Annotated in this window: 23 protein-coding genes; 18 read left to right on the top strand and 5 right to left on the bottom strand. The window is 46.2% G+C overall.

Annotated features, from left to right (window positions below):
• Nucleotides 1–6 precede the first annotated feature (6 nt).
• The 4 genes from AC27K1_RS19890 (at nucleotide 7) to AC27K1_RS19875 (ending at nucleotide 2067) form a co-directional block, all read left to right on the top strand.
• Nucleotides 7–525: a hypothetical protein gene (locus AC27K1_RS19890; RefSeq protein ID WP_487152543.1), complete on the top strand. Its 519-nt coding sequence runs from the start codon at nucleotides 7–9 to the stop codon at nucleotides 523–525.
• A gap of 405 nt (nucleotides 526–930) precedes the next feature.
• On the top strand, nucleotides 931–1098 hold the full coding sequence (locus AC27K1_RS19885) for a hypothetical protein (protein WP_487152542.1): 168 nt from the start codon (nucleotides 931–933) through the stop codon (nucleotides 1096–1098).
• A gap of 61 nt (nucleotides 1099–1159) precedes the next feature.
• Nucleotides 1160–1621, top strand: coding sequence for a hypothetical protein (locus AC27K1_RS19880; protein ID WP_487152541.1), 462 nt, complete (start codon nucleotides 1160–1162; stop codon nucleotides 1619–1621).
• A 50-nt stretch (nucleotides 1622–1671) separates the two neighbouring features.
• Nucleotides 1672–2067 carry a hypothetical protein gene (locus AC27K1_RS19875; RefSeq protein WP_487152540.1) on the top strand — a complete coding sequence of 132 codons (396 nt, stop codon included), beginning with the start codon at nucleotides 1672–1674 and terminating at the stop codon, nucleotides 2065–2067.
• A gap of 95 nt (nucleotides 2068–2162) precedes the next feature.
• Here AC27K1_RS19875 and AC27K1_RS19870 read toward each other — a convergent pair whose 3' ends face one another.
• Complete coding sequence (locus AC27K1_RS19870) at nucleotides 2163–2561, bottom strand: winged helix-turn-helix transcriptional regulator (RefSeq protein ID WP_487152539.1); 399 nt, start codon at nucleotides 2559–2561, stop codon at nucleotides 2163–2165.
• Between the two features lie 138 nt (nucleotides 2562–2699).
• Between AC27K1_RS19870 and AC27K1_RS19865 the strand changes: the two genes are divergently transcribed.
• The 9 genes from AC27K1_RS19865 (at nucleotide 2700) to AC27K1_RS19825 (ending at nucleotide 11750) form a co-directional block, all read left to right on the top strand.
• Nucleotides 2700–3179: a nuclear transport factor 2 family protein gene (locus AC27K1_RS19865; RefSeq protein ID WP_487152538.1), complete on the top strand. Its 480-nt coding sequence runs from the start codon at nucleotides 2700–2702 to the stop codon at nucleotides 3177–3179.
• Between the two features lie 315 nt (nucleotides 3180–3494).
• Nucleotides 3495–5066: a hypothetical protein gene (locus AC27K1_RS19860; RefSeq protein WP_487152537.1), complete on the top strand. Its 1572-nt coding sequence runs from the start codon at nucleotides 3495–3497 to the stop codon at nucleotides 5064–5066.
• A 285-nt stretch (nucleotides 5067–5351) separates the two neighbouring features.
• Nucleotides 5352–6632, top strand: coding sequence for an aminotransferase class V-fold PLP-dependent enzyme (locus AC27K1_RS19855; protein WP_487152536.1), 1281 nt, complete (start codon nucleotides 5352–5354; stop codon nucleotides 6630–6632).
• 15 nt (nucleotides 6633–6647) lie between these two features.
• Nucleotides 6648–6995: a hypothetical protein gene (locus tag AC27K1_RS19850; protein WP_487152535.1), complete on the top strand. Its 348-nt coding sequence runs from the start codon at nucleotides 6648–6650 to the stop codon at nucleotides 6993–6995.
• 310 nt (nucleotides 6996–7305) lie between these two features.
• Nucleotides 7306–8157, top strand: coding sequence for an alpha/beta hydrolase family protein (locus AC27K1_RS19845; RefSeq protein WP_487152534.1), 852 nt, complete (start codon nucleotides 7306–7308; stop codon nucleotides 8155–8157).
• Between the two features lie 123 nt (nucleotides 8158–8280).
• The gene (locus tag AC27K1_RS19840; RefSeq protein ID WP_487152533.1) at nucleotides 8281–8532 is read left to right on the top strand and encodes an alpha/beta hydrolase; all 252 of its coding nucleotides are present in this window, start codon (nucleotides 8281–8283) and stop codon (nucleotides 8530–8532) included.
• Nucleotides 8533–9031: 499 nt separating this feature from the next.
• Nucleotides 9032–10189 (top strand): acyltransferase family protein, encoded by a 1158-nt coding sequence (locus AC27K1_RS19835; RefSeq protein ID WP_487152532.1) that lies wholly within the window; start codon nucleotides 9032–9034, stop codon nucleotides 10187–10189.
• A gap of 462 nt (nucleotides 10190–10651) precedes the next feature.
• On the top strand, nucleotides 10652–11005 hold the full coding sequence (locus tag AC27K1_RS19830; protein WP_487152531.1) for a hypothetical protein: 354 nt from the start codon (nucleotides 10652–10654) through the stop codon (nucleotides 11003–11005).
• A 211-nt stretch (nucleotides 11006–11216) separates the two neighbouring features.
• The gene (locus tag AC27K1_RS19825) at nucleotides 11217–11750 is read left to right on the top strand and encodes a hypothetical protein (protein ID WP_487152530.1); all 534 of its coding nucleotides are present in this window, start codon (nucleotides 11217–11219) and stop codon (nucleotides 11748–11750) included.
• A 96-nt stretch (nucleotides 11751–11846) separates the two neighbouring features.
• Here the strand turns inward: AC27K1_RS19825 and AC27K1_RS19820 are convergent, their stop codons facing one another.
• Nucleotides 11847–12056: a YgdI/YgdR family lipoprotein gene (locus AC27K1_RS19820; protein WP_487152529.1), complete on the bottom strand. Its 210-nt coding sequence runs from the start codon at nucleotides 12054–12056 to the stop codon at nucleotides 11847–11849.
• A 385-nt stretch (nucleotides 12057–12441) separates the two neighbouring features.
• On the opposite strand from AC27K1_RS19820, the gene AC27K1_RS19815 reads away from it, so the two are divergent.
• The 3 genes from AC27K1_RS19815 (at nucleotide 12442) to AC27K1_RS19805 (ending at nucleotide 14561) form a co-directional block, all read left to right on the top strand.
• Nucleotides 12442–13146: an SDR family oxidoreductase gene (locus tag AC27K1_RS19815; RefSeq protein ID WP_487152528.1), complete on the top strand. Its 705-nt coding sequence runs from the start codon at nucleotides 12442–12444 to the stop codon at nucleotides 13144–13146.
• 88 nt (nucleotides 13147–13234) lie between these two features.
• Nucleotides 13235–13693 carry a cupin domain-containing protein gene (locus tag AC27K1_RS19810; protein ID WP_487152527.1) on the top strand — a complete coding sequence of 153 codons (459 nt, stop codon included), beginning with the start codon at nucleotides 13235–13237 and terminating at the stop codon, nucleotides 13691–13693.
• Between the two features lie 259 nt (nucleotides 13694–13952).
• A complete protein-coding gene (locus AC27K1_RS19805) occupies nucleotides 13953–14561 on the top strand; it encodes a cysteine hydrolase family protein (RefSeq protein WP_487152526.1) in 609 nt (202 codons plus the stop codon).
• Between the two features lie 67 nt (nucleotides 14562–14628).
• Here AC27K1_RS19805 and AC27K1_RS19800 read toward each other — a convergent pair whose 3' ends face one another.
• Nucleotides 14629–15210 carry a hypothetical protein gene (locus AC27K1_RS19800; protein WP_487152525.1) on the bottom strand — a complete coding sequence of 194 codons (582 nt, stop codon included), beginning with the start codon at nucleotides 15208–15210 and terminating at the stop codon, nucleotides 14629–14631.
• A 108-nt stretch (nucleotides 15211–15318) separates the two neighbouring features.
• Between AC27K1_RS19800 and AC27K1_RS19795 the strand changes: the two genes are divergently transcribed.
• Nucleotides 15319–15528, top strand: a complete 210-nt coding sequence (locus tag AC27K1_RS19795; RefSeq protein ID WP_487152524.1) for a hypothetical protein — start codon at nucleotides 15319–15321, stop codon at nucleotides 15526–15528.
• Between the two features lie 64 nt (nucleotides 15529–15592).
• Nucleotides 15593–16198, top strand: coding sequence for a hypothetical protein (locus AC27K1_RS19790; protein ID WP_487152523.1), 606 nt, complete (start codon nucleotides 15593–15595; stop codon nucleotides 16196–16198).
• Here AC27K1_RS19790 and AC27K1_RS19785 read toward each other — a convergent pair.
• Both AC27K1_RS19785 and AC27K1_RS19780 read right to left on the bottom strand, forming a co-directional pair.
• The gene (locus tag AC27K1_RS19785; RefSeq protein WP_487152522.1) at nucleotides 16152–17477 is read right to left on the bottom strand and encodes a DEAD/DEAH box helicase; all 1326 of its coding nucleotides are present in this window, start codon (nucleotides 17475–17477) and stop codon (nucleotides 16152–16154) included. The two genes, AC27K1_RS19790 and AC27K1_RS19785, sit on opposite strands and share 47 nt — an antisense overlap.
• 399 nt (nucleotides 17478–17876) lie before the next feature.
• Nucleotides 17877–18118 (bottom strand): autotransporter domain-containing protein (locus AC27K1_RS19780; RefSeq protein ID WP_487152521.1); only part of this gene is annotated, 242 nt, incomplete at its 5' end.

Here is an 18118-nt window from a genome sequence, read left to right as displayed (position 1 = left end):
GATACTGTGCCATTCAAAACAATCAAATTTATTATTTTTATCAGTATCATGATATTATTATTTTACTTTGGAAGAAATATTAAATATTCTGATCAAAGTGACATCTATGAATCTATTAGGGATATAGCTTCATTTATATTTGGTGTTATGGGTATTTGGTTAGCAATATTCAGCCCAGAGTCATTTAGCACAATCTTCGGAAAAGGTAGCATTGAAAGCAAAACATTAGAACTTGAAAGAACTAAAACGCTTATTCAACCTATCATTTACTCAATCTTGATAATTGGAGGTACTTTAATATTCGAAATTACGGCCCCAATATTAAAGTCCCTAAACTTAAAATATAATCATATATTAACAATTCGGGGTCTAAGTTATTCATTCATTGGCTGTTTAGCTTTATTGCAAATCTCAACCTTATTCCAAGCTTTATCACCTGGAAAAATGATTCTCAAAACATTTGCAAAAAAAGTACAAGCCGACCAAAAAAGCAGCCGCTTATTCAAATTGGCACAGAGAAAATAAACACATCCAGCAAGTAAATTATAGGAACGCTGTCCCCCTCCGTTTTAGTGCATAACCAAACCAATAAAACGGAGGCTGTCATGCCTATAAGACTGGCAAGGAAACATGTCCGAATAATAAATGGTTGTTGTACAGATAAGCACAACAAGAATATATAGGAAATAAAGAATAAATATGATTGAAATATTTGGTTACACAACCTTGCTTCTCATTTTTTGTTCTACAGGAGCAGTTTTGGGAAGCTTTGCACACACAATTACTAGAACAATAGATTTAAGTGGCCCTCCTACAAATGAGGGTGAGATGAAGAAAGCTTCCAAAGAGTTACAAGAAATTCGAGGAGCCTAGCTTGGTCTTCGCCTGATTCTAGGAGGAATTTTAGGATTAGTAGTTGGCTTATATTTTGTGGGTTCAATCCAAGAGAATCCATCTACCTTAGCAAAAATAGTCGCTCTATCTATACTTGCTGGCTATGCAGCACCACAAATATGGGAAGCACAACAAAAAATAATTGATGAAAAAATCAAAAAATTGATTTCAGAACATAAAACTGAAAAAACCGAAAAAGTCTAGCAACTAACCGTTATAACATCCCCGTCTTTTTACTCACTCCAGTATTAAACAATAATAAATAATGAAGAAACAAAAACACATTATCGGCGCGATCATTACCTTAGTAGGTTTTTTCTCAGGCGCTATTGCTATTTATGATTATTTTAAAAACAACAACCATAATCAAGTGGCTGGAAAGTGGAATTTTGAAATAACTATTCAAGAAAGTAGCTTCAATCCCTACAAAGGACTTCAAGTTACATATCTCATTTATCTTAACCAAGAAGCCAACCGAATTATTGGTAATGGAGAAAAATGGGCAGAAAATGGAAATGATCTGCCATCATCCCAGCATGACCCTATTGAGCTTCAGGGAGCAATTACTGACAACTCTATGCAGTTAGTCTTCAAGGTTCATGGCACTAAAAGAAAGTCAGTAGGAGACTTCACCCTGGAATTAAATAGAGATGACAATCAACTCACCGGTTACTTTACAACTACAGCGGCCAATTCAAAAGGTACTGTTGTAGCAACAAAACTCTAAATATTACTCATCCAGCATCTTATAAATAAAACTATATCAATAATTACCTTATGAATAACCGTATTCCTTTGCCAACGGACAACATATATAAATTTTATGCTTTGTTCGGTTTATTACTATTTATTTTCGGAACAGGCACCATACTGTACCTGAATAAATCAACCAATGAATTGATTTTCGATATCGTTGTAGAATACGAAACTTTAAAATCCGCCAAAAATCGAACAGTACCACAAGAGACTAGGTACCAAGTACTCAAGCAAAAACTCGAAATAGCTAAGAGCGACAAAGATTTCTTCATAATTGCTATATCAATTATGATTTCGATAGGTACTTTCACCATGGGATATGGATTTAAAAAGTGGCACACTGAAATACAACCAATTCAAGATGAAATAACCCGACTAAACCTAAGAAAGTTACAACAAGAAGTTAGCAATAATTAAAATACTTAATCTGAACATTAATACATATCACATCTCTTATTTGGCATCTATCCCGTGCATCACGCCGGGGCACCTTCGGCGCCCTAGCTTAGCCGTTAGCCTTCCACTCGATTCAGCAAATCCCGGATCAGGTTTTCACGGTCCGTTTTGATCCGTTTGACCAGTGGCCGGGGCGCATTGGTGTCCGGGTCGTATTGGCTGCTCCAGGCAATCATCTCCAGCATGATCGGCAACATATCTTTGCCGGCTTGCGTGAGCGTATAGACCTTTTTCCGCTTGTCACCGGGGTCGGCCTGCCTGGTAATCAAGCCGTCGTTCTCCAGCTTTTCCAGGCGGCTCGACAGGATGTTCGTCGCCATCCGCTCATCCGAGTTTTGCAGTGCGGAAAAGGACTGTTTACCAAAAAACAGGAGATCCCGAAGGATCAGTAAGCTCCATTTGTCGCCGACACAATCCAGTACATTGGCGATGGGGCAGTCTGAACGCCGTGGCATGTTCTGTCTCTCTTCTCTCTGTGCTCGCAAATTAGTTTACTTGCAATTTGCAATTAATGATATTTACTTGCATTATACAAGTAAGTTATCGCCGAGTAACTACTGAGTCGCACGAGTTGACGTCAAAGGAGCAGGAAGATGCCACAACCAACAATAAACCTGGAACCCCTGGCAAAGTCTCATTGGAGTGTTGAGGACAGGCAGAATGTCGAGGCCGTCATCGGGTTCGTACAGCTGATGATGAACGACCATAACTTCGATGAAATCAAACGTCGGTATGCAGGCAGCGCCTACAAACAGCACAATCGCAATATTGCCGATGGGATTGAAGGCATCCTGAAAACCATGAGTGACCTGACCAAAATGGCGCCCGAGTTCAGCTACGAGGTGAAGCACGTTTATGTCGATGGCGACTCCGTGATTTTACATTCCCACGCGACGATGAAAGCCAAACACCGGGGGGATGACTCGCAGGGCATGAATATTATCGATACCTGGAAGGTGGCTAACGGGCAGCTGGTTGAACACTGGGATGCCATTCAGGGCATCGGTTTTTCCATGCGGTTGTATGGGCTGATGAACGGTGGGAATGTTCGCAACGATAATGGGGTTTTCTAAGAAATACTGACCCTCGTCGCTGATGGTTTTTGTTGTGGGTATGCCAAAGGACAAATACCAAGCAGCGTTGAACCCCCGCAGCGCTTTCTCACTCTCAAAGAAAGCGCCACTCAAAACAGGCTATTGCTCATAACAGGCATTACAGGGAATTTTTGTCCGGCTGTCCCGCCTGCGGCGGTGAGGAGTGAAAACTATCCTGTCATAGCGGGTTCCGGGAATAACAAAAGCAGTTATAGAACATCCATCTTCGGAATTTTTGATGTCCTGGTTGGTCTGAATCACCATGAAGCAAATTGGTACATCAAAGTAGGGCGAATGGAAGGATCAACAAAGACGGGGTCGAAAACTGTTTCTGAAATCAGTAAAGAGCAGAAGGGTGGCACGCCAACAAGTCAGGATAATGCGGAGAACACAGGATTTCAGACGGGTGTTTTTCGAAAGGTGAGCACTGCCTCTTCCGAATCTGCTGGGGCTTTAGCGTCGGTTCAGGCAATACCTTCTCCGGCTGGGGCGCGCCCAAAAGTGCCTGCGACACGATATCGCCCAAACAGAGTGTCAAGCATGACTTCAGGTTCGCTGGAGGGTAAACCTGAGAAGAAAAAGGAACTGCCAAGTTCATGCAACCAGTCAACTTTTGGGAAAAAAGGAAAAAAGAAGTACGGGTGCCTGTATGAAAAATGCCAGAAGGTTATCGCAGGTTGGCAGCATGCCTGTGCCCATATGGAAAGTGAACACCCTGAACTAAGCAGCCAATCAAAAGAATATGGTTGGATGGATATTAGCAGGTATAAGGCAGATTGGATTAAGTCAGGTCGACACAGTGTGAAATCAATAAAATTTGGCGATTTTGTTGGCTGTCTGCTATGTGACTGCATATTTACGCCAGGCGGTTACGGGAAATTGTCAACACATGTGATAAAGGTGCATAGAGAAAATATTGCAGAAAAGAAAGATCTTGACGTGTGCGAATATGCCAACAAGGCGTCTGAACGTCTGAGCAATAAACACTGGGTTAAGGTCGAGACGGCGAGGGATGCTGAAATGGAAACGTTCAGGAGGGCATTTAAGGCATCGATGGAGAAGAAGTTGCAAAAAAATGCAAGTTCCCCCTACATGAGAGCATTGTATAGCCAGGATCAAAATAGCCAATCTCGTGACCAGAAAGAGAGTTTGACTGCCGGGGTTAAGAAAATGCCCCAGAATCCCGTTGCAGTTCAGCCAGATCCCGATGTAGCTTCAGGTAATGCGTCGGCGGCGGGGGTGACGTCTGGCGCCCGGCGCAAAGAAGAGGGAAATACCAGCGTCAATCAGCCTCAGCTTCTACCGTGCGTAGCGGATGATGGGGGGCTTTCAGGTCAGGCGACGGGAGGTAGTATTTCGGTGCAGGGCAATGTTGCTGTTCAAAAGAAAAAAAAAGGGCGCGGGACTCGCTATGCCTGCCTGGATGAGAATTGCTCATTCGTTGTCAAGGGGTGGAATGAAGTTATTATTCATATGGGAGCTTTAAGTCATAAGGCCAAGAAGGAAAAACATACCAATGCTTGGAGGTCTGTCAGTAAGTTTAAAGCCGAATGGCACGATTCTGGAGAATGCACAGTAAAGCACATCAATTTCGGTGACTTTTTGCGCTGTCTGAAGTGCGATTTTTTGATAGAGCCAAAAAGTTACCTGAATCTTTTAAATCATATGGAGATGAAGCACCAAATAGAATATCAACGTAATGAGTTTCCATGGATCGAGTGGGCAGAAGAAGCGGTTCGCCGACTAAGCGAAAAAAAATGGCTTGAGGTAGAGAAGGCAACGGAAACGATGAAGAGGGATTTTAAGAATAAGATGCAGATGAAAGAAGAGAAACGCCTTGATAAAAAGGCGAAGTACCAGAGGTAGCGGAACGGTAGGAAGGGGGGTGAATCCAAAACACCACTTTCATTTGCCTGATAAGTAATCAGACAAAATTAATCTTATATTTGATACCGTAGTCATTCAGTACACGCATCACTTCTTCTTTCAGAGAATCAAAAGTGAACCCTGTTCGTTTATCACTGTATACAAACCATTGTTTCATTTCTTTAAAACAGCAATATGTACCATAGTACTATTTACTGATTTCGATCAGTTTTTGATCCATCCATACCCCCTACAATCCAGGGAGATAAGTATAAGGAGGGTGGTATGGGTTATTTCGGTGGCGAACAAGACCTCGCGTTTGAAGGCAAGGTCTTTCCCGACAAAGGGGCAACGAAAGAAGACGTCATGCAACGGCTGTCGGATTTCGATGCCATGGATGTCACAGACATCTATTCCCACAACACCATCCAATCGACCACCCTGATGTCGCACCTGGAAGCCGCCGAGATCGCCAAAGATGCCAACCGGATGTTTTTAAGGCGGAATTACCTCTACAAAGAACTCCTGCCCGGCTGCACGCAGATGGGCCTGGAAGTGAAGCAGATGGTCAAGGAGATGCTGCGGTTTCCACAGGATGCCCGGGTCAGGTTCACCTCCGGCGGCTCCGAAAGTCTGTACTCGGCCATTGCCGCCGCCAAGGAATGGGGCCAACAGGAAAAAGGGATTCTCAAGCCCAACATCGTTGTCCCCTACTCCATCCACACGGCATTTTCCAAGTGGTGTAAATACGCCAGTATTGAGATCAAGCGTATTCCCCTGGGTGACGATTATCGCGCCGATGTGGTCGCCATGGAAAAAGCTATTAACAGGAACACGATTCTTATCGCCGGTTCAGCGCCCTGCTGGCCTTACGGCTTGTTTGATGACATTCCCGCACTGGGCGCGCTCGCAGAAAAACACAATGTGTGGATGCATGTAGATGGTTGCCTCGGCGGGTTTCAATCGCCGTTTGTCGAAAAGCTGGGACAGGCACTACCGGTCTGGGATTTCAGGGTGCCGGGGGTACGTTCAATCTCGGCGGATCTCCATAAGCACGGCTACAGTGCAAAGCCATTATCCTCTATCACCTTCCGCAACAAAGAATGGGAGCAATATTATTGTTGTTCCGCCAGTGACTGGCCGGACGGTTTGTATTCCACCGAAGCCATTACCGGCACAACCTCTGCAGGCCCCATTGCCTCGGCCTGGGCGGTAATGAAGTTCCTGGGTGAAGAAGGTTACCTGGCATTGGCCAAGCGTTCGATGGAAGTGAAACAACGCTACCTCGAAAAAATCAGTGCCATCGACGGCGTGGAATGCTTCCCCTCAGACCTTTGCACGATGACGATTCGTCTGGAGAAAGGGCTGGATTTATTTGCAGTGATGGGCGGCCTGTTTGAGCGTCAGTCCTATTGCCTGCCCTCCTTTCAGCCGCCGGCACTCAAAATCGTGCTGGACCCGGTGACGGATGACGTCGTCGATACGTTTGTGAGGGACCTTGCAGAGGTCATTCCGTTAGTCAAAGCAGGCGAGATTTCCATTGAGAATCTCAAACCCTGGATGTAGCGGAAGGACATTGCCATGAAGATGACACTGCTGTTAATCGCCCTTGGCTTCAAACTGCTGGGCAGCGCTTTATTTAATAAAACGTTTCGGAAAAAGATTCGCTATATCAACCGGACGGTTGTGATCCGCACGGCCGATGGCAAGCACAACCACACGTATATCTTTCGACGCAACATGGTTTTCTTCCATCCCGGCGGAAGCAAAAATGCGACAGTGGAGTTGATATGGTCGGACAAAGATACCGCGCTGAAAGTCATGCTATCTAAGGAAGAGCTGGATACGTTCTCCGCCATGGGCAAAGGGGACCTTGTGATTAAAGGCAATTTTCAGGATGCGTTGTGGTTTACGGAGATTGCTGCCTGAATTGCCGCTCCTGTCACGGTTGAAAGGCTCGCGGGCTTTGTAGTTCGCGAGCTTTCATTTTTGCATTAGCCCCATCCATCGCAGTAAAGAATATTCCCGATCACGTCAGACCGCCTTTCCACGCTTTTTGCTAACGGTTAAAACCCATCAGTTTGTGGGTTGTTATACGTCACTTCGATACAAAATCATGCCTTGAGCACTTAACGGATCAAGCGACCGATGAGTAATAGCGCCCCTGCTTCCTGTTGACTCAAAGAGCCAAGCCATTCACCCTAACCGCTCCAGATGTAGATCAACAACAGCAGTACCTATGAATATAAAAAATATAACGATCGAAACGGATGACGGGTATCACCTTGCTGGTACAGAGTTTCTGCCTGAAAACGCCAACGGCATCGGATTGATGATCAACGGTGCGACGGGTGTCGTGCGTAAGTATTACCAGGCCTATGCGGAGTTTTTATGCGAGCAGGGTTTTACGGTACTGACCTATGAATTTCGGGGTATCGGCGAGAGTAAAAAAGCTCGCAGTGATTCTCCGGCACCCACCATGCTCCACTGGGGGCAGCGGGATATGGATGCAATGCTGACAAGCTTTATGCAGCGTCATCCCCAGCTGAAAGTGAAAGGCATTGGGCATTCAATTGGTGGTCAGCTGCTGGGCGTACTGCCGGATAACAACCGCTATTCCGATTTCCTGTGCATTGCCTCGCAACATATTTACTGGAAGAACTGGCCGCTGAAAGACCGGCCTTTAACCGTCGCGTTTTTCTTTGGTGTACTGCCACTGTTTTATACCCTCACCGGTGGTTTGCCCAAATGGGTGCTGGGCGCGGAACACCTTCCCCACCATGTCGCGCGGGACTGGAGTCGCTTTGGTCGTAAGAAAGCGTATATCGCTGATCCGGAAGGACGACCGTTGCGTGATGGATTCCACGGCTATAACGGAAAAATGCGCTTTTACGGCATGGCAGACGATAGACGGTTTGCGCCGCCTCCCGCAGTCCATAAGCTGGAAGCGTTGTTTAAAAATGCGGACAGTGACGTGAAAATCCTTCAGCCAAAGGATTACCAGATGAAAGGCATTGATCACTTCGGCTTCTTCAAGAAAAGCATGAATAAGCAGGCGTGGTCTGAAACGGCAGAGTGGTTATCTGACTAAGTTCTGGCATGCCGTTGATAAGGTATCCATTTGGATGCCTTTTGTGATTTGTAAAAGTCGGTTTGCCAGAGTCTCCAAACCACCATTGAAGTACCCCAACCCCGCCCCCATACGCAAACCTTCATGCAAGAACAACTACACACAGTAAAAATGAAAAACGGTGGTGAGATTGTTCTTCATCGTTTACTCAATTCAAAAACAACAGGTGTTCTCGTCATCGTGACGCACGGCTCCATTTCCAATGCAGAAGCCGTGCGCGATCTTGCCTTGTACCTCTCGTCTTTTGGGTTTGACTGCTGGTTACTGGAATGGGGTGGCCATGGTCACAGTAAGCCATCCAGTAAGCGGAGAACTTTGAGTATCCGGCTGCCATAAGATTTATGAACACTTCGGCGCCACCGATAAGTCATGGCTGGTGTGCTCACAGGGCACGGGTTTCAGTAAAGATTATAATCACGGACAGCTGATACGAGGACGTGCGGCGAAAAACGAAATCTTTCCAAAAATTGGCGAATGGTTACTTGAACGTAATCATTAAAACCATACGAAAACAACTGAGACAAACCTAACTTAAATTTGAACTACAATTCTGGAATTCAAACCTCCAATATCGACTCTGCTGACATGCTATTCACATGAGTAACTTTTAATTCTACCAGGACAGTGCTACCTTAGTTTAATAGTAAAATAAATAGCTATACACATTACTGAAAACCAATAAAACATAGACAACTAATGGTTTACGAAGCTAAAAACAATTTCTTTATGGACAAGCAATTGCAAGTCTCACTCTACAATCAACATTAGCTGATGCAGCACTTAATTTCGCAACATTAAAAGCAGACGTTTGCAGCTATCAAATGAGAATAAAAACATGCACTGGAGAGCGCTAGACAAAATAGATTCCAGCTTATATAAAGGCATAGCCATCTTGATGATAGCGTCGCATAACTTTATGCATTTATTCCCCAAACCAAGGGAGAATGAGTTTAGCTTTTATCCTGATCGTTTTTTTGACTTTCTTCATCTTGCCTATTCTGAGCCAGAGAATATTGTCCGTACTTCCCTCTCATTTTTCGGCCATTTTGGCGTACAAATTTTCATCTTCCTAAGCGCATACGGCTTAACCAAAAAATATTCATCAAAAAAACCTGACTACTGGCCGTTTATTTGGCAAAGGATAATGAAAATTTATCCTGCTTTTCTTTTAGCTATACTCGCATGGCTCATTATCGTTGGATGGATTACTGGTGACTACGGCTTATTAGGTCCAGTAGAGCTTTTATATTTAAAGCTTACCCCTCTACTATTGAAGCTATCCTTTCTATCCAATGTCTTTCCGGACCACTATTTTTCTCCCGTCGGCCCCTGGTGGTTTATCCCTTTCATTTTTCAGTTTTACATCATATTCCCCCTTCTTCGTTACCTGCACGTCTCCTGTGGCAGCTGGGTACTACCATCCATAGCGGTAACCAGCCTGTTGGTCGCCATGCTGACTGGGGGCATTATTGGTGGGCTAAACATATATTTTACAGTGGTCGGTCACCTTCCTGAGTTATGTTTGGGGATCTATCTGGCCAGCAGGGATAACAGGAAGATAAAAATCCCCAAACTATTAATCCTGTCAGCACTTGTCCTGTTCGTCCTCGGCAATATTTATGAAATCGTTTGGCATGCTACCCACATAAGCTTTCTTATTCTTATACTGGCTGCATTGATTTATTTATCAGACCCTATCAAAAACACGAAAACCATTAAAAGAACACTCTTATTTTTTGGCACAATATCAATGCCTCTATTCCTGGTTAATGGATTCCTGAGAGCACCGCTTATTACCTGGGCCATAGATTACAACCATTGGTTACTGACTATCGTTTTATGCTTACTCTTTCTGTCTATCTCAACCCTGGTCGCTTTCGGTTTATATAAAACCGAAAGACACATAATGTCTAAAGTAGATGGGGATACGCCACAATCATTATACGATCAGATTGTCAGGATGCTCTCAAGAGTATCCTTTCGCACAAAATGATTGCACTTCACACCAGACCACCTTCTGTTAATTAACGGTATTTTCTCATCTGGGCTGACTCACTGATTCAGCCCTTTTATTCTCATAAGCCTTAAAAATATTAGCTACAATACCAGCCATTAACGAAAACGAGAACAGCAGTATTTACATTTTTCTGTACCTCAGCTCATAGACAGCCAGCACTGGAGCTAACATAACCAATCTGTAGCTCAACTAATTCGCATCAAATCAATATCAGAGCAGAGGAAATTTCTGCAAAAACGCCCTTCAGGAAAACCAGTATTACGGATGGCATTCTTGAGAAAACGTGCAATCAGTTATTCCTGAGGGCTGGCTTTTTCCGACCAAATCCTCTCAAATACTGCTCAAAATAGTCAGGTTGCTATCTCCTTTGACACAGTCCTGATATTGAACCTGAGACTATTCCATCCGTCACCCTAACCTGTAGTGAGACATATACCGATGAAACCTTCCCCCATAAAAGAAACCGTCACTTTCGATGACTTCGAAAAACTTGATATTCGCGTTGGTACCATCATCTCCGTCAATGAAGTGGAAAAATCCAACAAACTCATGAAACTGACGGTGGATTTTGGCGACCATACACGTTCAATACTGGCTGGCATTCGGCAAGAACGGGAGAACCCATACGAGATCGAGGGAAAACAGGCCCTGTTTGTTGTGAATCTGCCCGAAAGGAAAATGGCCGGGGAACTTTCCCAGGGTATGTTGTTTGATATCGGTTATGCCGACGGCATCACGCCTTGCCTTGCCATGCCTGAAAACCCGGTGCCGAATGGTGCTCGCGCCGGTTAAGGCGCCTTTGTTGATGTTTCTTCGATAAGCTGTATTCAGATGTATTTGCACGCTACAGTCCCGCCAACCTGAATCGCTATTCGATTATCGCTAACGGCTCGATGGATACCGTGAAACAGACGACTCTTATCGTGATACAAGAAACAAGAATAACCTGATCAAATTTCATATACTGATCTGTAGGATGACGCAGAGGGAACTGGTTCAATAAATGGCTGCTAACGACACATCAAAACTGTTCATGATTTTTGGTATGATCTCACTGACCATGGGAGGCTTTATACTCTTCCTGATTGGGGGAAATGGAATACCTGATCACCAGGATCTTGAGCAGGCTGAAGGTAGCTTGCGTTACATCAAGATCATGCGCAGTTCACGGGGCGGCAGCGATACACTCAGATTTGGATTGAACGGTATCGAAAAGGACTTCCAGTACCCTTCTAAAGCAGGCGCATTGGAACACGTCCATGCCACACTGAATGATGCAGGCAATCAAACGGTCACCGTTCTTTACGACAATCATCACACCCGCTCCCCATTATTTGATGATCAGGTTTATCACACCGTATTTGCCTTAAGTCTTAGCAACCAGAATGTACGTTCTTACATCGAAATCAGAGACGAATGGACATTTGATAATAAAACCGGCGTTTGGATGGGGGGGCTATTCATAGGCTGTGGCGCACTACTGCTTATCAGCGCATTCTTTTCTGCCTTGTCACGTCAACGAAATCGCGTCCGCTAGCCGTCAAGCATTGATTGACTTTCTATATCCCTGCATCGAAACGATAGAAATGGAAACCCAATAAACAACATCGGTTCGTTTATTGGGTAATCCCTGTTAGTCCAGAGGTTCGATGGTGTGGATGACTGACTTGTTGATTTGGCGCTTCTTGCCATCCACCGTCTCAACCGTGTAGAAACCGGTATCCTCATCGTAGGACGGGGCATCCACTGCGTCGATCCTGGTGCCATCGTTGAGATGGACGGCACTCGGGGTTGCACAGCCAGCCAGAATCACCAGGGAAGCCGCAAGCATTGTTGCTGTCATTGTTTTATTCATCGTTATGTCCGCTTTTGAGATTCGTTTTAGTGTACAGGATCAGGCAATGGGGTTTTCTATGCAGGCTGTATGTTTTTTCTTTTGATTTGTTTTATTCACTGACGAAAGGTTGAACAAAATTAACATCGTTAACTTAATGTACCCAATCTGCCTTTTTAGAAAACGCCTTGCTAAAAAAGCTAAGCGCCATACGAGTACCCCCTTATCTTCACTAATGCATCAAACAAAACGTACTTTACTGATTTATTGATGCTTTTGACTATCCTCTTCTATGTCATTTCATTTGCCAGGCTTGGCTCTAGTTCTCCCCATGCCAGTGTTGCCTGGTATACGGCGCGTCATCTTTCAACTCTACACGCAGTAGGAGAGGGCAATGCTCAGAGAAAAAGTCGCTGTTATCACTGCAGGCGGCAGTGGTATGGGCGCCGACGCTGCACGTAAGCTCGCAGAAGAGGGTTATCATATTGCGATCCTGTCCTCATCAGGTAAAGGTGAAACACTGGCGTTAACCTTGGGTGGCATTGGGATTACCGGTTCCAACCAGTCCAACGACGATCTCCAGCAACTGGTTGATATGACCCTCAGCGAGTGGGGGCGGATTGATGTTCTCGTAAACAGTGCAGGCCATGGCCCCAAGGGCCCAGTCCTTGAGCTGTCCGATGCACAGTGGCATCAGGGTATGGACGTCTACTTTCTCAATGTCGTGCGTTCAGCCCGGTTGGTAACACCGGTCATGCTACGGCAGCAATCAGGTGTAATTATCAATATCTCAACATTCGCCACGTTTGAACCCGAACCCGATTTCCCTACCTCAGGCGTACTTCGCGCCGGGCTCTCAGTATTTACAAAGCTCTATGCTGATAAATACGCCGCAGAGAATATCCGGATGAATAACATTTTACCGGGCTTTATTGACAGCCTGCCCGCCAAGGATACTTATCTAAATAGAATCCCGATGAAACGCTACGGTACCATGGCCGAGATCTCTGATCTTATTGCCTTTCTGGCTTCGGATGGCGCAGCCTATATCACCGGTCAAAATATAAGAGTCGATGGCGGTTTTACCCGTTCCGTATAAAAATCCACAACAATACGGTACCTGAACGTTATGGATAAACAATCTATGTATGTGCCCAGCTGTACAATTTCAAAACCGAGATAGATACATGACATTCAGGGATTTCCTGACCATTCCAGAAGGCGGTCGATTCAGGCAGGTGTTCCGGTCTGAACGCATGGTCACCGTGTCCGGTGAGCAATCCCGTACGGCGCTCAGCCACATTTACTACACGCTGAATCCCGGAGAAGTCAGCCGGTTCCACAGGTTATGTTCCGATGAAATCTGGAGCCTCTACCAGGGCACCGGTGTTAAGCTTTATTGCTGGGATAGCACCATAAAACCACCAACAGTCATTACACTCTCCAAAGAAACCGGTTGTTTTTGCCATGGAATTCCCGCGGGCACCTGGCAGGCCGCTGAGCCTTTTGAAGATACGGTTCTGATTGGATGTTCTGTCGCGCCAGGCTTTGAAGACTATGACTTTGAACTGCTTCGGCCTGACTCTGAAACTGCCCATCTACTATTGTCGATTGATCCAACATTATCAAAATTAGTCAATGACTGATAATCAATCGGAAGACTGAATTAACAGCCATCTAATATTGGCTATACCGATACCTGACTGACAAAGGCTTTCACTGTATTGTGGCAGCCCCTTCCGGGCCGCCAAAAAAAACAAAATCAAGAAAGCTGTCTATCTGCGTCTATTTTTTAAGGGTAAGCGTCAGTGGGGTATATAATCCCAAAAGAATTTTCCTTTTCATTATTATCTGAAACAATTGTCAAAATCTCCTTTATAGTTATCAGATCAAGACGCAGAGCCCATGACAACTGACTCGCTCCCCTACGGTCCAATCGATAATCATGCTTTGCATATTGTCATAGACATGCAAAAACTATTTAATGAACCCGGTATTTTTTATTGTGATGGCCTGCAAGCAATCATTCCGGTTATCGCTAAAATTACACACCACAGGACACAGGATACCGTATTTACCCGTTTTATAGCGCCTAAACCAATAGATACACCTGCCACACAATGGCAACGGCATTATCATCAATGGCTGACAGACAATTTTGGCCGCATACCTCCCGACCAGTATGATCTGGTTGAGCCTTTCCATAGCCTGGCAGCACCTGAGCGTATCATTGACAAGAACACCTATTCGATTTTTGAAAGCCCTACATTCCTGGCAATGTTGAACCAGCAGCAACCCAGCACCTTGATATTTTCAGGCGTAAAAATCAATTACTGTGTATTGGCCAGTACGCTGGCATCTGTAGATCATGGGTACCGTACGCTTGTTGTGACTGATGCCGTTGCCGGCTCATCCAGTGAAGCAGAATCAGCCGTACTCGAAACCCTTCTGCCACGTTTTTTACACCAGATCGAACTGGTGACATCAGACACGTTGATGCACCATTGGCAATGATCGTTCATAGAGAGGACATTAAGAACTCCCAATGAGAAGCGAATAGCCGTTGCAATCATCATATTTATTAACTGGATGACGGGTTACTGTCATGATAAGCCGCTGAAAAACCATCATAAGCAAGATCAAGGTTGCAATCTTGAAGAACCCTGCAAAGTCGACCCAGTGTATTTTGATCATTTCGATCAAGAATATATTCCAGTAATTTTTTTTGTGCTCTTATGTACTGACCACTGCGCTCAAGACCATTAATTTCTTCAAACTCCTCTTGGCTTAAAACAGACATATGGGGATCACCGTATGTTAAACGACGGGCTATGTCTTCAGGGTTATACAGAACACCGGACAATCTCTCAAAATCTGCATGAATTGCAGCTACCCACGGAATCAAATCTTTCTTTTCCGTAAAGTTAAAATTACCCAGATCTGAACAGTTTGTCTGCAATTCACTGACAAGATAGTGCATAGCTTGCTTTTTTGCTGCTTGTGATGCGGCTTGCCCAGAAAACTGTTGGATAAAGCTATTGACTATACCTTTGCATTCCGTGACTTCTCTCAGGGTTGCAGCTGCCGATCGGGCTGCAGGCACTGGAGTGGCCGGGCTAGGGGCAACCGGCATTACTGGTCTGACAGGTGTGGTTTTCTCCATAATATATAACCTCATTCTTACTAGTGATCATTCACACACTCAGACCATACTATTTGAGATAAGTTCATATATTATCCCCTTTCCCATAATCACCTGATTAAGAGCCCCATGAGCACCCTCTGTAAAACCTGTGCCAACCGCAACACGGTCAAGTGCGGATCTGCCACCTGCCAGGTTCGCCTGCAGCGCACACTGCGGGCGATTGAACGCCACCAGCAGCGCCAGCAGGAAGCCATTGTGCAAAATGATGCGAACGCCATAGCCCGCCATCAACAGGCGATTGATCGCTTACAGCAAAAACTTGTGCTGCAGCAATAAACAGTAATGCGCTATTTTTGTAGGGTCTCTCCCAACCCATATAGCCGGAAGATTCCCTGCCATCATGAAGTTAGACAACAATATACTTCGTATTAGTCTTTTTTTTGTTTTTTATTTATGCATTGCTGCGTGCTCCGAGGCCTATATCAACGGCCCACAGTTTTCCATTGCTGTAGAATTATCGGATTGGGCCAGCGCGGAATTGAAAGCCCTGCATGAAAAAATCATCGTTGTCGCTTATTTTGATGGTGACAGCAAGCCTATGGCCGCCCAAACGAATTCCCCCTTGCGTGCTGTTTATTTAGGCAGTACCGAAGTCGTGATAAAACCGGGCAAAATCGCCCGGTTTTCCAGGATACGTTTTTCCGAATCAGACTATTCACAGCTCGAGAATGGTCATTACAACGTCACCATCAATGTCTATCCCATTAACCGGGAACAAATGAGAAACGCGCTTCGCTGTACCCCTCTGACAGGACTCAGTTCAGAATTTGATGGCCGGACAAGAACCGTCAAATGCTGGCTGATGAATGAGTGGGAAGACAACGACATACCCGAAACCCACTCACGCCACGAATTACTGCACCCATCACTGTTCCAGCCAGCGCTGGATGCAAACATGCTTATTGTGTCTGTTGACGATTACGTGGCTTTCTTGCAGCCGGCTTGAATACCTTGGGCTTCCCACTTTTTCCACTGGTTTTACGTGGTTGCCCCTGACGGGGTGCGGAATCATTGCCTGCTTTAGCCGGTTTCGGCTTCTTGGGTTTTTTCGGCTTTGCAGGTCGGGTGTCCAACCGGGACTCCGGCACATCATGCACAGGCTCAAAGCCATCAATCAGTTTTCGTGTCAGCACCTGGCGGGTCAGCCGCTCAATATCGGATAACTGCTTGAACTCGTCCGCACTGACCAGGGAGATCGCCTGCCCGCTGGCGCCTGCGCGACCGGTGCGACCAATACGGTGCACATAATCTTCCGCCACATTGGGCAGATCAAAATTGACCACCTGGGGCAACTGGTCGATATCCAGACCACGGGCGGCAATATCAGTGGCGACCAGGATGCGGATTGCCCCTGCCTTGAAATCTGCCAGCGCTTTTGTCCGTGCGCCCTGGCTCTTGTTACCGTGAATAGCAGCAGCCTTGATGCCTTCGGCATCCAGATGACGGGTCAGCCGGTTCGCGCCATGCTTGGTCCGGGTAAACACCAGCACCTGCTGCCAGCGGTTATCGTGAATCAACTGGGTCAGCAAAGCAGACTTCTGCTTTTTATCCACCGGACAAATCCACTGCTTGACTTTTCTGGCCGTACTGTTGGGCGGATTGACAGAAATTTCTACCGGATTATGCACCAGCCCCTTGGCCAGCTTGCGGATCTCATCCGAGAAGGTGGCGGAAAACAGCAGGTTCTGACGCCTGGCCGGCAGAATCGCAAGAATCTTGCGGATGTCATGGATGAAACCCATATCCAGCATACGGTCGGCTTCATCCAGTACCAGCACTTCCAGCTGGTTGAAGTTCACGGCATTCTGGTTGTAAAGGTCCAGCAGCCGACCCGGCGTAGCCACCAGCACATCAGCGCCACGACGCAGCTTCATCATCTGCGGGTTGATCTTCACGCCACCAAACACCACGGTGGAACGCAGCGGCAGATGCTGGCCATAGGTTGCGACACTGTCGCCCACCTGGGCTGCCAGTTCACGGGTCGGCGCCAGCACCAGTGCACGGACATGGTTGGACTGGGCCCGTTGTCCCTGCGACAGGTGCTCAAGGATGGGCAGGGTGAATCCGGCCGTCTTACCCGTCCCGGTCTGGGCTGCCGCCATGACGTCCTGGCCTTCAAGAATGGCAGGTATAGCCTTGGCCTGAATCGGCGAAGGCGTTTCATAGCCCTGCTCGGCAATGGCTTGAAGGATAGGGGCAGATAATCCCAGGGAGGCAAAACTCATAATTTCTCTCTGTATTGCACATTAAATAACCAGCCCGGCTGGAGGCCGTGCAGCCTACAGTATCTGCCAGTCAATTACTATTATTGCTTTGCCTTACCCGCGATGATGGATAGGGGTTACTGCCGCATGCTATTAACACGATTCCAGACATTCGCTTCGATTTAAGGCGTCCATCCGGTTTACCGGTACCCCGCCTGTATGACCGGGAAAAACATCGGCCATTTCGATACAGGGCAGCTAACAGAAAATCATACGACCTTTGACACTCTATTGGGGACAGGCTGAAAACGTGCCTGATGCTTGGATCAGTCCAGTCACGGATACAGCAACAAAGCCTCCAAAAAAACGCCCGCATCTGCGGGCGTCATTGTTTTAACAGGCTGTCACTGCCGATTATTGTCAGAAGTCATAACGGACATTGGCCAGCCAGGTATCCGCACTGAAATCCGCATTCCAGTTGCGATCGTAATTAAGCGACAGGCTCAGGTTGTTTTCCATCCAGTACTGCACGCCCACCCCGGCCTGGTAGTTACGCTTCTCGGGCTCGGCGCCCACCGTGACGAAACTGTTGCCTGACCCATTCAGGAAACGGGCCGAGGTATCGCCCCGGTCAGCGGCGAAGTCATGCCAGGCCATCAGAC

This window comes from Kistimonas ophiarachnellae (assembly GCF_057552235.1).
This window is presented reverse-complemented; position numbering and strand designations above follow the sequence as displayed.

Bases quoted from the DNA above. Each gene is read 5' to 3' on its own strand.
- AC27K1_RS19840 (WP_487152533.1), top strand. From the start codon at position 8,281: ATGCAAGAACAACTACACACAGTAAAAATGAAAAACGGTGGTGAGATT.
- AC27K1_RS19810 (WP_487152527.1), top strand. From the start codon at position 13,235: ATGACATTCAGGGATTTCCTGACCATTCCAGAAGGCGGTCGATTCAGG.
- AC27K1_RS19880 (WP_487152541.1), top strand. From the start codon at position 1,160: ATGAAGAAACAAAAACACATTATCGGCGCGATCATTACCTTAGTAGGT.
- AC27K1_RS19795 (WP_487152524.1), top strand. From the start codon at position 15,319: ATGAGCACCCTCTGTAAAACCTGTGCCAACCGCAACACGGTCAAGTGC.
- AC27K1_RS19875 (WP_487152540.1), top strand. From the start codon at position 1,672: ATGAATAACCGTATTCCTTTGCCAACGGACAACATATATAAATTTTAT.
- AC27K1_RS19820 (WP_487152529.1), bottom strand. From the start codon at position 12,056: ATGACAGCAACAATGCTTGCGGCTTCCCTGGTGATTCTGGCTGGCTGT.
- AC27K1_RS19800 (WP_487152525.1), bottom strand. From the start codon at position 15,210: ATGGAGAAAACCACACCTGTCAGACCAGTAATGCCGGTTGCCCCTAGC.
- AC27K1_RS19785 (WP_487152522.1), bottom strand. From the start codon at position 17,477: ATGAGTTTTGCCTCCCTGGGATTATCTGCCCCTATCCTTCAAGCCATT.
- AC27K1_RS19805 (WP_487152526.1), top strand. From the start codon at position 13,953: ATGACAACTGACTCGCTCCCCTACGGTCCAATCGATAATCATGCTTTG.
- AC27K1_RS19830 (WP_487152531.1), top strand. From the start codon at position 10,652: ATGAAACCTTCCCCCATAAAAGAAACCGTCACTTTCGATGACTTCGAA.
- AC27K1_RS19835 (WP_487152532.1), top strand. From the start codon at position 9,032: ATGCACTGGAGAGCGCTAGACAAAATAGATTCCAGCTTATATAAAGGC.
- AC27K1_RS19825 (WP_487152530.1), top strand. From the start codon at position 11,217: ATGGCTGCTAACGACACATCAAAACTGTTCATGATTTTTGGTATGATC.
- AC27K1_RS19870 (WP_487152539.1), bottom strand. From the start codon at position 2,561: ATGCCACGGCGTTCAGACTGCCCCATCGCCAATGTACTGGATTGTGTC.
- AC27K1_RS19815 (WP_487152528.1), top strand. From the start codon at position 12,442: ATGCTCAGAGAAAAAGTCGCTGTTATCACTGCAGGCGGCAGTGGTATG.
- AC27K1_RS19850 (WP_487152535.1), top strand. From the start codon at position 6,648: ATGAAGATGACACTGCTGTTAATCGCCCTTGGCTTCAAACTGCTGGGC.
- AC27K1_RS19865 (WP_487152538.1), top strand. From the start codon at position 2,700: ATGCCACAACCAACAATAAACCTGGAACCCCTGGCAAAGTCTCATTGG.
- AC27K1_RS19845 (WP_487152534.1), top strand. From the start codon at position 7,306: ATGAATATAAAAAATATAACGATCGAAACGGATGACGGGTATCACCTT.
- AC27K1_RS19790 (WP_487152523.1), top strand. From the start codon at position 15,593: ATGAAGTTAGACAACAATATACTTCGTATTAGTCTTTTTTTTGTTTTT.
- AC27K1_RS19855 (WP_487152536.1), top strand. From the start codon at position 5,352: ATGGGTTATTTCGGTGGCGAACAAGACCTCGCGTTTGAAGGCAAGGTC.
- AC27K1_RS19860 (WP_487152537.1), top strand. From the start codon at position 3,495: ATGGAAGGATCAACAAAGACGGGGTCGAAAACTGTTTCTGAAATCAGT.